General features: G+C 57.0%; 11 protein-coding genes. All 11 read right to left on the bottom strand.

Translation table 11 applies throughout. The features are described from left to right. Positions 1-22: 22 nt before the first annotated feature. The gene (locus tag ABID97_RS02165) at positions 23-1120 is read right to left on the bottom strand and encodes a glycosyltransferase (RefSeq protein WP_354396928.1); all 1098 of its coding nucleotides are present in this window, start codon (positions 1118-1120) and stop codon (positions 23-25) included. A gap of 14 nt (positions 1121-1134) precedes the next feature. Then, positions 1135-2325 carry a hypothetical protein gene (locus tag ABID97_RS02170; RefSeq protein WP_354396929.1) on the bottom strand — a complete coding sequence of 397 codons (1191 nt, stop codon included), beginning with the start codon at positions 2323-2325 and terminating at the stop codon, positions 1135-1137. Next, a complete protein-coding gene (locus ABID97_RS02175) occupies positions 2322-3170 on the bottom strand; it encodes a class I SAM-dependent methyltransferase (protein WP_354396930.1) in 849 nt (282 codons plus the stop codon). Before ABID97_RS02175 ends, ABID97_RS02170 begins: the two co-directional genes overlap by 4 nt. After that, complete coding sequence (locus ABID97_RS02180; protein ID WP_354401652.1) at positions 3167-4273, bottom strand: DegT/DnrJ/EryC1/StrS family aminotransferase; 1107 nt, start codon at positions 4271-4273, stop codon at positions 3167-3169. Before ABID97_RS02180 ends, ABID97_RS02175 begins: the two co-directional genes overlap by 4 nt. Before the next feature lie 11 nt (positions 4274-4284). Further along, a complete protein-coding gene (locus tag ABID97_RS02185) occupies positions 4285-4866 on the bottom strand; it encodes an acyltransferase (protein WP_354396931.1) in 582 nt (193 codons plus the stop codon). Continuing rightward, the gene (locus ABID97_RS02190) at positions 4863-5816 is read right to left on the bottom strand and encodes a Gfo/Idh/MocA family protein (protein ID WP_354396932.1); all 954 of its coding nucleotides are present in this window, start codon (positions 5814-5816) and stop codon (positions 4863-4865) included. The genes ABID97_RS02185 and ABID97_RS02190 overlap by 4 nt, the downstream gene beginning before the upstream one ends. A 7-nt stretch (positions 5817-5823) precedes the next feature. Then, entirely contained in the window at positions 5824-7110 is a 1287-nt protein-coding gene (locus ABID97_RS02195) for a nucleotide sugar dehydrogenase (RefSeq protein ID WP_354401654.1), read from the bottom strand. An 11-nt stretch (positions 7111-7121) separates the two neighbouring features. Next, positions 7122-9029 (bottom strand): polysaccharide biosynthesis protein, encoded by a 1908-nt coding sequence (locus ABID97_RS02200; protein ID WP_354396933.1) that lies wholly within the window; start codon positions 9027-9029, stop codon positions 7122-7124. Positions 9030-9070: 41 nt separating this feature from the next. Then, positions 9071-10762, bottom strand: a complete 1692-nt coding sequence (locus ABID97_RS02205) for a PglL family O-oligosaccharyltransferase (protein WP_354396934.1) — start codon at positions 10760-10762, stop codon at positions 9071-9073. A gap of 90 nt (positions 10763-10852) precedes the next feature. Further along, entirely contained in the window at positions 10853-11359 is a 507-nt protein-coding gene (locus ABID97_RS02210) for a pilin (RefSeq protein WP_503012740.1), read from the bottom strand. A gap of 202 nt (positions 11360-11561) precedes the next feature. Next, positions 11562-12365: a 3',5'-cyclic-nucleotide phosphodiesterase gene (locus ABID97_RS02215; RefSeq protein WP_354401657.1), complete on the bottom strand. Its 804-nt coding sequence runs from the start codon at positions 12363-12365 to the stop codon at positions 11562-11564. Positions 12366-12382: the final 17 nt, after the last annotated feature.

Consider the following 12382-nt stretch of genomic DNA (forward strand, 5'->3'; position numbering starts at 1 on the left):
AATCAAGCCACTCATTGAGTCATCACCTTTTTGCGCGCGCAATCGTGTCTTCATAGCATTGCTCCATTTGAGTGATGCAATGTCCCCATTCGTACTCTTGCTCAACCCAAGCTCGCCCCTGTCGTCCAAGTTCATTGCGTCGACTTGGATCGAGAACCAAGCACTTGAGCGCCTCGCGCAGTGTTGAGACGTCGTTACGAGGCACTACGATCCCGGTTTCACCGTCTCGCACTACCTCTGGCAGCCCTCCTACGTCGCTCACCACCACTGGCAATGCACACGCACTGGCCTCAATTACAGCGACACCGAAGCTTTCACTGTCCATGCGACTCGGCGCGACGTAGATGTCCAGACAACCAAGCCATAGTGGAACAGTCACATGAGCCACAGCGCCCTTGAATTGTGTGCGCTGTTCAATGCCAAGTTCCCAGGCGAGTGCTTCCAACGCCGCGCGCTCCGGGCCATCACCAACAATGAGCAACTTGAGTTCAGCTGCCACCGCATGGACCTCGGCGTCCGCCAGCAACTCGGAAAAGGCGTGGAGCAGAAGGTCCACACCATACTTCGGCGCAAGTGATTTGACGGTTCCGATCATCAGCCCGTCTGGCGCCAGTCGAAGCAATCGAGGTGAAAAATGCGCGAGGTCGACGCCAAATGGTGTCACCGCAATCTCGCGGCGCTCTGGTGTCAAGCGTTGCACTTGCTGCGCCATCGCGCGACTAGTCGATGCAAGTGCCGTCGCACGCCGCAAGTTCCAACGAATGAGCCGCCCCTTCAAAAAACTCTCATACGGAAAGTCATACACGTCGCTGCCCCATACAGAAAGTAGGGTGGGACCAAATCCGCATAGGGCCGCCGTTGTGCCGTAGCCGCTCGCGTAGTGCACATTCAATAGGTCCGGTTGCCACCGCGCGAGTGTTCGACGCAACAAGAGCGCGTTGCGAAAGTAGCCCAACGAGCCTTGATGTGGCAGCCAAGCAATCTCCACCGAAGCGGGCAGCAACTCTCTGTCGCACCGGTGCTGAGAAATCACAAGCAATTCATGGCCCCGGCTCGCTAACGCTGCGACCCAACGTTGCAAGTGGATCGAACTCGCAGGGCCAAGTAGCGCCAAGCGCATTGTCTGTTTCCTCTTCAGTTCTTGGCTTCAGCCAGCGCATGGTGCACAAACACGAGCAATGCCGCGCCCGCCGCGATGGCCCAGACTACGCACACCGGCAACATGCCAGAAGGAAGCGGAAGCGCCCATCCGATGGCAAGCACGCACCAGCGAGCTATTTCTGCTCGTACACCGACCCAAGGCAGGCCGCTCGCATTCGAGTGCACTGTCAACACTCGGGAAGCTGCCTCTGCGGCACCACCCGCCAACAGAACTGCGAGTGCACGGGTCGCTCCAGCATAGGCTTCGCCCAAGCCCAGGTCTGGCCACACATTTGCGAGCGCCCACGCAACGGCAGCGACTCCCAGAAGCGAGACAAACAGAATGCTGGCGCCAGTCCGCAACGCCTGCGTATTTGGCCGCTCCATCCATCGGCGCCACAACAGTGGCGCCGCATAGCTGATCGGCGTCAATGGGATCTGAGCCAAGGTCATTGCCATCGTGAATTTGCCCAGTGCAGCCGCCCCCGCTCGCACGTCTACTTCGTGCTGCGTTGCCAAAATGGCGGCGGTCGAGAGCGCGGCTACCAACCAAGTTGCCATTCCATATCGCCCCAGCGTACGCCATCCCGCTTGGGAGTCCTGCGCGCTTCCTGGCGCGGCTGCCAAACGACGCCATGCAAGTGCGGCGACACCTCCGTACGCAAGGCCGAACAACGCGGTCCAGACTAGGTTCCACGGCGCTCCCGCCGCGAAGATCGCAAAGACACAGAAAACGCCCAATAGCACAAGCATTTGCGGCAGCGCTGTCAGTACGTTAAACCAGGCAACGCGCTCCCGCACCAACGAAAGCGCCCGCAACTGGCCATGCGCCACCGTCGCCGCAACAGCGGCTCCGCACGCTACGGCCAAGATCAAGCCTGCATTTCGATGGCGGATGAGGCCGTATGCAGTGCCGACCGCCAACGCAAGTACGACGCTACGTAGCGCCCAGCGCATCGCCGTGCGCATGTCCAGGCCGCCTGACTTCACATAAAAAAACAGTGCCTGCGGCAGACCCAGCATCGCAAATGCAGCGACGAACTCTATTTCCGACTTGGTTTGACTGAAGCCACCCTGAACCTCTGGTCCCAAGACGATTCCGATTGCAAGCGTCGCCAGAAGCACCGACGCCGCACCTGCCCCCTGCAGCCCGAACGACGACAGCAGTTGGCTCCGCAGAGTCAAGACCCTCGCCCTTGATCGGCGACTACAAGAGGCTTCCGACGAGCAGCGACGAAGAGATTTGACGCGAGCAGCCGCCGACCGAACCACGGCATTGCAGACGCGGCTGCGAAAACTGCTTTCCGCAATACTTGCATCGGCCATGCGCCGGCAAAGGCAGCACCAAAGCGTTCATACCTGAGCGCACGGCGTGCCTGTTCCGTGGGCGTTTCATGGACCCAGACCCGGGAGTAAGCGACGACCTCCAATCCGGCACGCTCGAACAACTCCAAACCGTCTTCCAACGAATACTTCCGCAAATGCCCCGACACGTCCTCGGGACCGTAGCGACGCCTTCGATTGAGCCAGTTATCTTCCAAGGGAAGATTTACGAGCACAATTTGACCGAGGGTTGCGGCGTCTTGGAGAAACTCTCGATCGTCTGGCACATGTTCGAGGACATCGCTCATGATCACTGCATCGAAGAAGTCGCTGAGCGCAGCCGTGCGGAAATCGCCGCAGCGAAATTCGACCTGCGGGAAGCGCATCCGTGCACTCTCAACATTGGCACTGGAGATATCTATCCCGACTTTGCGTCCGCCCTCACCTACGGGCACGGCCGCTATCAGCTCCCCCGTAGCACACCCTATTTCAAGTACATCTCCAAACTTCTGCTCAGCCGGAACAAGGCGCATCAGGTTCGGCAATTTGAATCGACGAACTTCAATATCGATCTGCGCCTGTTCATACGAACCCACCTGCCGACGCGCGACATATTCTGGATGTTCGTTGTAGAGCGCGGAGTAATCGATCGCCGAGGGCGACGATCGAATCCGAGTCACTGGGTCCTTGGACATATCGTCGCTCATCCGGTCCTCGCAGCGAGGGCTGAAGATAGTGCGCGAACAACTCGATCTTGCTGTGGTTGCGTCAGGTCGGCGCTCATTGGCAGGCTTAGCACGCGCGTTCCTGCGAGGACACTCTGCGGGCAATCCGCTTTTGCGGCATGGTCCGCATATGCGGTCTGAAGGTGCACAGGCCTCGGGTAGTGCACGGCGCACGGAACGCCCTGTTTGGTAAGTGCTTTCTGGACCGCTTCGCGCCCCTCAATGAAGACCGTATATTGAGATCGCACGCAGCTGCGCTCATCTCGCACTTTCAGCAGTTCCACGCCAAGCGTTCCGGCCAGCAGCTCGTCGTAGCGTTTACCAATTGCGAATCGCTGGGCGAGCTCCCATTCAAAACGCTCCAACTTGGCCAACACTATCGCGCACTGCAATGTGTCCATTCGACCTCCCACACCCACGCGAGTATGTACATAGCGGGCGCTCTGCCCGTGTACACGTATCTCGCGGCACGCTTGCGCGAGCGCGTCGTCGCTTGTGAATATTGCACCTCCGTCCCCATAACAACCCAACGGCTTGCTAGGGAAAAAACTGGTGCAACCGAAGGTGCTGAGATTGCAACTGCGCCGCCCCTTGTAAGTGGCCCCGAAGCTCTGCGCCGCGTCCTCGATCACGGCCAAGCCGTGTCGAGCGGCAATCGCGTTGATCTCGTCCATGTCCGCGCACTGTCCGTACAGGCTCACCGGCATGATGGCGCGCGTTCGATCGGTGATCTTGTCCTCGATCAGGCTGGCGTCGATATTGCAGGTGTCGGCTTCGATGTCCACGAACACCGGCTTACCACCTAACAGCACGATCATCTCGGCAGTGGCAGCAAAGGTGAATGGCGTGGTGATGACTTCATCACCCGGCTTCAACCCCATTGCCATCAACGAGATGAGCAGTGCTTCGGTCCCGCTTGCCACCGTGATGCAATGCCTGGCGCCGGTGAATGCGGCAAGCCTTTCCTCCAACTCTGCGACCTCCGGACCCATGATGTATTGGCCATGGTCGAGTACTCGCTGGATGCGCTCATCAATCTGGACTTTCAAAGCCCGGTACTGGGCTTTCAGGTCCACGAACTCCATCTTGTTGCCGCTCATGGCACGACCTCAGCCGCCAACGCGCAAAGGCCGTCGCGCAGCACATACTTTTCCCCCGTCGCCGCGCAGGTCGCGCGCCCATCTGTGAACACCAGGCGTTCGCCATGTCTGCTCATCCAGCCTGCGTGCCGTGCCGGCACGCCAAGCATCAGGGCGAAATCAGGCACATCGCGATTCACCACGGCACCCGCCCCCACAAAGGCGTGCGAGCCAATAACCACCCCGCATACGATGGTGCTGTTCGCGCCCAGGGTTGCGCCTTTGCGCACCAGCGTGCGCCGGTACTCCGCCTTTCGGCTCACCGAAGAACGTGGGTTGTAGACATTGGTGAAGACCATGCTCGGGCCGCAAAACACATCGTCCTCGAGCGTGACCGCGTCATAGACACTGACGTTGTTCTGGATCTTGACGTTGTTGCCGATCTGGACATCGTTGCCCACGAAGACGCCCTGCCCCAGCGAACAGCCATCGCCGATGACTGCGCCCGCGCTCACATGCACCCAATGCCAGATGCGCGTGGTCGGCCCCACCACAGCCCCTGGGTCGACGATGGCCGTCTCGTGAATCGTCGCGCTCATGCGCTCAACCTTTTCGTGAACGGATGCTGCTCGGAATGCGATGGGTTGACTCGCGCTGTTCGAATGGCATGCACTGCCTCAACCGCCTGCCTCGCGTCTTGAAGGCCATAGCCGCGCCCCGCCAGGATTTCGCCATAGCTGACGGTGTGCAGGTCGGTAAAGCCCTCTGAAAATTCGAGCTCCTCGCCATCCACCGTGATGGAGCGGTAGGTCGTCTTCTTGCCCTTGACCTCAGCGGGCAGGTCTTCGGCATCGATGGAGAGAAACCACCGCACACGGGCACGTTCATACTCAAGAAAACCAGCGGCCTTGTGCTCGGCGCTGTAATGAACCACGTTGCCCTGCAGCTTGCCGAAGACGAAGTGCAACATGTCGAAGAAGTGCACGCCGATATTCGTGGCCACGCCAAACGACTTGCGCGGATCGCCTTTCCAGCTGGCCGCGTACCATTTGCCGCGCGATGTGATGTAGCTCAGGTCGACGTCGAACCTTGTGTCCGTAGGCGCAGCGGCGACCTTGTTGCGCAACCTGAGAATCGCCTCGTGATGGCGCAACTGCAAGATGGTGAAAACGCGTTGGCCTGATTCGCTTTCAACCCGCGCGAGTTCATCGAGCGCATCGGGCGAGGGCACGAGTGGCTTCTCGCAGATCACGTCGCACCTCAGCCGCAAGCCAGCCGCGCAATGCGCATGATGCAGGTGGTTGGGCGAGCAGACCGACACGTAATTCAGAGCGCTAGCTTCGGATCGTTTGAGCCGGTGCGCATGTTCGTAGAACGATTCGAATTCGGTGAAGAACGCCGCATTCGGAGACAGGCTGTCAATGATGCCGACGGAATCGTTGATGTCGTAGGCCACGGCCAGCGTGTGGCCAGTTTCCTTGATGGCGCGCATGTGCCGCGGGGCAATGTATCCCGCCGCGCCGATGAGTGCGAAGTTCTTGTTCGTCATTTCAACGTCAGAGCCTGAACACGGCAAAACCTTCGCTGGCTGCCTGGTGGCGGTCGTAAAGCGATTTGACGTCGGTCAGCACCGGCGTTACGTGGCGGCAATAACGGCGCAGCACAGCAGGCGAAAGGGCTCGGTACTCTGTATGCCCAACCGCCACGACCAACGCATCTACCGGGTTGCTTTCATCGATGACACCGAGCGCCAGGCCGTATTCGTGCTGCACTTCTTCCGCGTTGGCCCAAGGGTCCGCCACCACCACCTGCGCTCCCCACGACTGGAGTTCTCGAACCAGGTCCACCACCTTGCTGTTTCGGATGTCCGGGCAATTCTCCTTGAAGGTGATGCCCAGCACGCCGATCTTGCAACGCGGTACATCCATGGCAGCCTGCAGCATGAGCTTGATGGTATTGCGCGCAGCATAGCGAGCCATGTTGTCGTTGATGCGCCGTCCGGCCAGGATGATCTGGGGGATGTAGCCGACTTGCTCGGCTTTGTAGGTGAGGTAGTAGGGGTCGACACCGATGCAGTGGCCACCAACGAGGCCTGGGCGAAACGGAAGAAAGTTCCACTTGCTGCCTGCGGCTTCGAGCACTTCAAGTGTGTCAATGCCTAACCTCTCGAAAAGCACCGAGAACTCATTCATAAGCGCGATGTTCAGATCGCGTTGCGTATTTTCAATCGCCTTGGCTGCTTCGGCAACTTTGATGCTACTCGCCCTATAGGTGCCAGCGGAAATGATTGTGGCATAGAGCCGATCAACAACGTCTGCAATCTCCGGTGTGCTTCCACTGGTTATTTTGCGGATCGTCGTCAAGGTATTGATCTTGTCACCGGGATTGGCGCGCTCCGGGCTATAGCCGCAAAAGAAGTCTCTATTAAAAACTTTGTTTGAGAACTTCTCGAGTACGGGAACGCAAACTTCCTCAGTAGCGCCGGGATACACCGTTGATTCAAATATTACTATAGCTCCTGGCTGCAAGTTCTTGCCGATAGTCTCGCTGGCACTAATTAGGCAAGAAAAATCTGGACGATTAGCGCTATCAACTGGCGTAGGTACTGTAACGATGAAAACATTACAATCACGGAGATCGCTGGCATCGGCTGTCAACTGCAGGGAAGAAGCTGTTCGAAGTTCAGCCGCACTCACTTCCAAGGTGCCGTCGCTCCCAGCCTCTAATTCGCGGATGCGATGCGAATTTGTGTCGAATCCGACTACCGAGTGCAGCTTCGCAAATGCCACGGCGAGAGGCAGGCCGACATAGCCAAGCCCGACTATTCCTATTTTGATCTTCATGTTTCCAGCTGTCAAGATAATGCCTCCTGTGGGCTGAAAGCAGGTATCAGTAGACGCATAGTGTGCTGCATTGTCGACAAATCTCCCGACCGTGCAGCCTTTAAGAGGGCTTCCAAGAGTATCGAGAACTCCGGCCAAGGCATAAAATCCTCCCTGGCCTTGATGATGCGAGGGTGCGCGGTCGGAAGCGGGTTCTCACCGATCAACAATTCCTCATAGAGTTTCTCGCCAGCTCGCAATCCCGTAATCAATATTGGAATATCTCCGTTGGGATTCTCTTGGTCGCGAACAGTATGTCCAGACAATGCAATCATCCGCTTGGCCAATTCGATGATTTTGACCGGCTTCCCCATATCCAGCACAAAAAGATCTCCCTCTTGAGCCATCGCTCCAGCGTGCAAAACCAACTGAGCAGCCTCGGGAATCGTCATAAAAAATCGAGTAACCTCCGGATGCGTAACGGTGAGTGGCCCTCCTTCTGCAATCTGCGATCTGAAAAGAGGGACCACACTGCCGCTAGAGCCAAGTACATTACCAAAACGCACCATCGAGAAACATGTTCGATGAAAATCATGCTCAACTTGGTCGTCAGCAACCATCTGGTAGTCGCTATTCGCAGCCAATGACTGCAAGATCATCTCAGCAATGCGCTTACTTCCTCCCATGATATTGGCCGGGCGTACCGCTTTGTCGGTAGAAATCAAAACGAATCGATTGACCTTTGATTTAATTGCCGCTCGGGCCATTGTCCAGGTTCCCAGCACGTTATTGATGACGCCTTCTTCTGCGTTTTGCTCGACCAGCGGCACGTGCTTGTATGCGGCGGCATGATAAATCGCTACCGGCCGATGAGCACAGCACAACGCATAAATCCGCTCGTAATTGCAGACATTGGCCAACCGAGGAATAAGCTCTACATTCAGATTACAAGCAGCCAACAGTTGCAACAGTTCCTGATGAATCCCGTAAAGCAGAAACTCGCTGTGATCCAATAAGATCATTTGCCGAGGCTTTTGCAGAATAATTTGGCGACAAAGTTCACTGCCGATGCTTCCGCCAGCCCCCGTCACCATTACGACCTGCTCTGCAAGGCTGCGGGCAAGAAGGGCAGGGTCCGAGACGACCGGCTCACGACCCAGCAGGTCTTCAATATCTAGATCCTGAAAATCCCTGACTGTGATACGGCCGCTGGCCAAATCTGCAAGGCTGGGCAGCGACCGGATACGAACCGGCAGCGGCTGCAATCGCTTGATGATCTGATTGCGTCGTTGCCTGCTGGCGCTGGGCAGTGCCAGTAGCACGTCAGTAACCGAGAAGAGTGAAATCGTTTCTTGAATTCCAGCCGAGGAAAAGACCGGAGCGCCATTAATAGATCGGCCGTTCTTCGACGGATCATCATCAATGAAACCAAGAAGGACGTAGTGCTCAGTACCCGCGAGCGCCGCGGCCGTTTGAGCGCCTGCCGTACCAGCCCCATAGATTAGGAGACGCCTTACCGCTCTGTTACCGGGTCCCGCCAACCATCGCCATCCCAATGTTCGGCTCGAGCTTACAAGTAACAAGAAAATCACGGGCTGCAGAATGATCAAACTGCGAGGAACTCCTTCCCAATGATAGAGCGCCCAGATAAAAGGAGATAACACGGCCCCGTAGATCGCGACTGCTTTGCCGGTATCAAGGATTGTCGTGATTCCTGTGTAGCGGAAAATCGCTCTATAGAGCCCAAATTTGATAAATACTGGAATGACTAAAATTGGCGAAATCGCGTACGCGAGCCATTCCGCCCCCACGGGGCGATGAAATGAGTCGAGTCGAAGCGTAAACGCGAGCCACATCGAGGCCAAGGCCAGTCCAACGTCTAGCCCGATGACCAGCGATTGCTTCTTAGCTCGGGACCAGTTAAGAATGGTTTTCTGCATCTACGCCTCTGGCAACCTGCGTCCTAGTGATTCTCGATCGACTAGTCTCGCAGTGTCGGAAATTTGATGTTGCCCAGTTCAGGATATTTTTCCCTGCTCAACTCTCGCCACGTCTCTCGCGCCTCCATGCAATTTTTCTCAGTATGCATCTTGCACAGTCGAGCTAGCGTTTCTTCGGCCTTCTTGGGATCGCCGTTCAAGCCGGTTGCAACAGCATACTTGAACAAATTGTTAGCCCACCCGAATCGCTGAACTACACGAAACATCTCGTCAAGATCAGCCTTTGACATATTAGGCTTTGCCTCGGCACGGGCAAATTTTGCAATTTCCGGAAACTCAGTCAGCAGGAAAACGCGCGGTGCGGGGATATTCTCTCGGGCGCCAATCCTCGCTTTTTCAAATCGAAGTCGTTGCCATTCTTGCTCCCAAGGGGGGTACTCGACAAGGATGGCGGCGAAAAGTGCAATGGCAGCAATGGCGCCACTCCACAATGGAAACTGCGGAAGTCGAATATTCCAAGTTTTTGTTTTCGGCAAATTCACCTGTAATGCGCCCATGAGGAGCCCAATGGGGAGCAGAAAATAGGCGTAGTACAGCGGAAATTCCACCAAAGAATGTCCAAATACCAAAATAATTGCGACCAAGGCACACCAAGATAGCGGATCACGGCAATGCTTGATTTGCTGGACAAACCAAACCAATAGGCACAGGATCACAATAGTGGCCAAAGGCAAGCCGCACCAAATTGCAAGATCGAAAAATAGATTATGGGCAGAAGTAAAGAAATGATTTGTCGCAGAATGCTCCAACGCCGTTGCATACTGAGCTATCGGAACTTGGTTCCACCCATAACCCAGCCAAGGCGAACGCAACACGGCGTCGAGCATCTGCATCCACACCGTGAGTCTCAAATCCTGATGAAGACGCTCGGCAAGTGAACTGCCTCCGGAGAGCAACAGTAAGTCATTGATAGTGGGCCAGGCCCACGCTACGCAGGCATACAAGACCGTAATGCTCAGCAACGGCAGCAAAGTTGTTCGCAACGATGCACGCGTCCTTAGCACCAAAAATGCAGCCCAGAAGAAAAAAAGCGCAATGAAAACAGAGCGAGATTGCGTCATCGCCAACCCAAACGCCAATATTGTTGCTCCTGCGAGGGCAACGGGCGCACGAATGGCCCGCATCTCAAACATGAATATCAGACCTACCTGAGCAAGTAGAAGAAGAGTGGCCAGTTGGTTCGGCTGAGCTAGATTTGCATAGGGGCGCTCTCCAAAACGCAGATCAACCACATAGAGGCCGGAGATTCCCAGGTCAAGCCACTGATGAATTGCAAAGGCCACTGACAAGAGGCCGGCAAAGATGAAGCACGCGAACAGTGGTGCGAGGTCTTTCAGCGCCAAATGTTGTGCGGGCTCTGCGGAGACAATCCGAGCGCCAGCCAATACAGAAAAGGCAAAACCTAATAAGTACAGCGAAGCAAGCCAACTATCGCTCGCGAAGAGTATCTGTCCACTCAGAAGTTGACCAACGGGGACTGCGGCCATTATGAGAGCCAACAGCATCAATGTCGGTTTTGGCTGCCTCGGAAACAATCCCCAGATCAGTAGCGGTATGAATGCGGCCGCGGCGACTGCGTCTTCGTGGAACACGACCCAAGGCGGGATGTGATTGGGAACCAAATAGGCTAGGCCAAGCACCATTCCCATAAAAATCATTAGGCGCCGCGTCAAGTGGAGCTCCGAAAGGTGATCAACGAAAAAAGGCGACGCGTTTCAACGCGTCGCCTCATCTTGGGAGCTTAAAGCTCAGGCTATGTCGAATTAGTTACCGCGGCAGGAACCGGGAAGGTACTTGGGAGCGATCGCGGCGGTTCCGCCAGGGCCGCAGACCCACTTGAACACGGTCTTTGAAGCCGAACCATTGGTGAACGCGACGGTATCGCTGGAGTAAGGAGTAAGGACGAAGGTCTTGCCACCAGCAGCACCGAGGTCCGTCACGCTAGTCGTAGCCACAATCACCTGACCAGCGTCGGTCGTGTTGATCGTGTTGACATACTTGCTTGCAGGAGCGCTAGCAGTGAGGACCTCGCAGCCCCAGTTATCGGCGGCAGGAAGGGTCGCACCCGAATTCGATTGAATCGTTTCGGTGATGCTGGTGCGGCAGGACGACGCGGCCAGAATCGCTTCAGAAACCTTGGCACGAATCGTGTAGTCCTGATAAGCCGGCAGAGCCACAGCAGCCAAGATACCGATGATCGCCACGACGATCATCAATTCGATAAGGGTGAAACCCTTTTGCACGTTGCGTGCAATCAAACGACGGTTCATTGAAAAAACTCCAGGTTGGTTGGTAGAGCCCGGGAACCAGCCCGGAGCGCTGTACCTCCGCAGCATCTGTGCCACCCACCTCCAAGTAGCTTGAAATAGAAAAGTGAACACTTTTGTACGCAGCAAACTTACATCAAGTGACACATTCGGCGTTGGATGCTACAGAACGTGACAAATTTGTCATGCACTGACAAAGGCCGACTCAAAACGTCAGCACCCCATCCGCCTTCAGCCACCGGATATCCCGCTGCGCCAGCCCGGCGACCTGCCGCCCTACCAGCGCCTCGATCTGGCTCATGATTTCTCCCGTTTCGGCGGGCTTGGTATGGGTGATGTAGATGGGGTAGTGCTTGCCGGGGCCGATGTGCGCGAGTTCGTCCGCCAGCACCCTGGGGGACAGGTGCAGGCTGCGGTCGGCCAGGGCCTGCTCGCGGTTGCTGAACGCGGTTTCGATGACGAGCATGGCCACGTCGAGGGCGTTGACGCGGTCCCAGAAGGGGGCGTTGCGTTCGGTGTCGCCTGAAAAGACCCAATGGGCGCCGCCGCCGGCGCGGCTCACGGCAAAGCCGCAGGCGGGCACGGTGTGGACGGCGGGGAGCACCTCGATGTGCTTGGGGGCGCCGGTGCCCAGTTGCAGGGTCTGGCCGACGGCAATGTCGTGAAAGCTCACGAAGGGGGCTTCGGGGCTGGGAATGCTCTCGAAGTCGGGCCAGATGACGTTGTTGAACACATGGGCGCGCAGGGCCTCGATGGTGGCGCGCAAGGCATGCACGCGCAGTGGCCGGGTGCGGCGGCCGCCCACGGCGTCGAGCATGAGGGGGAGCGCGGCGATGTGGTCGAGGTGGCAATGGGTGAGCACCACGTCGTCGATGGCGGCCATTTCGTCGAGCGTGAGGTCGCCCACGCCGGTGCCCGCATCGACGAGCAGGTCGTGGTCGACCAGGAACGAGGTGGTGCGACAGTCCTTGGCAATGGCGCCCGAGCATCCCAGCACGCGAACCTGCATCTTGGAAGACCCCCTGC

The organism is Variovorax sp. OAS795 (assembly GCF_040546685.1).
In the GTDB taxonomy this organism is placed as follows: Bacteria; Pseudomonadota; Gammaproteobacteria; order Burkholderiales; family Burkholderiaceae_C; genus Variovorax.

What these genes read in the sequence shown, in the direction of transcription:
- ABID97_RS02180 (WP_354401652.1), bottom strand. Translation starts at nt 4,273, where the DNA reads ATGGAGTTCGTGGACCTGAAAGCCCAGTACCGGGCTTTGAAAGTCCAG.
- ABID97_RS02210 (WP_503012740.1), bottom strand. Translation starts at nt 11,359, where the DNA reads ATGAACCGTCGTTTGATTGCACGCAACGTGCAAAAGGGTTTCACCCTT.
- ABID97_RS02195 (WP_354401654.1), bottom strand. Translation starts at nt 7,110, where the DNA reads ATGAAGATCAAAATAGGAATAGTCGGGCTTGGCTATGTCGGCCTGCCT.
- ABID97_RS02165 (WP_354396928.1), bottom strand. Translation starts at nt 1,120, where the DNA reads ATGCGCTTGGCGCTACTTGGCCCTGCGAGTTCGATCCACTTGCAACGT.
- ABID97_RS02185 (WP_354396931.1), bottom strand. Translation starts at nt 4,866, where the DNA reads ATGAGCGCGACGATTCACGAGACGGCCATCGTCGACCCAGGGGCTGTG.
- ABID97_RS02175 (WP_354396930.1), bottom strand. Translation starts at nt 3,170, where the DNA reads ATGAGCGACGATATGTCCAAGGACCCAGTGACTCGGATTCGATCGTCG.
- ABID97_RS02200 (WP_354396933.1), bottom strand. Translation starts at nt 9,029, where the DNA reads ATGCAGAAAACCATTCTTAACTGGTCCCGAGCTAAGAAGCAATCGCTG.
- ABID97_RS02215 (WP_354401657.1), bottom strand. Translation starts at nt 12,365, where the DNA reads ATGCAGGTTCGCGTGCTGGGATGCTCGGGCGCCATTGCCAAGGACTGT.
- ABID97_RS02190 (WP_354396932.1), bottom strand. Translation starts at nt 5,816, where the DNA reads ATGACGAACAAGAACTTCGCACTCATCGGCGCGGCGGGATACATTGCC.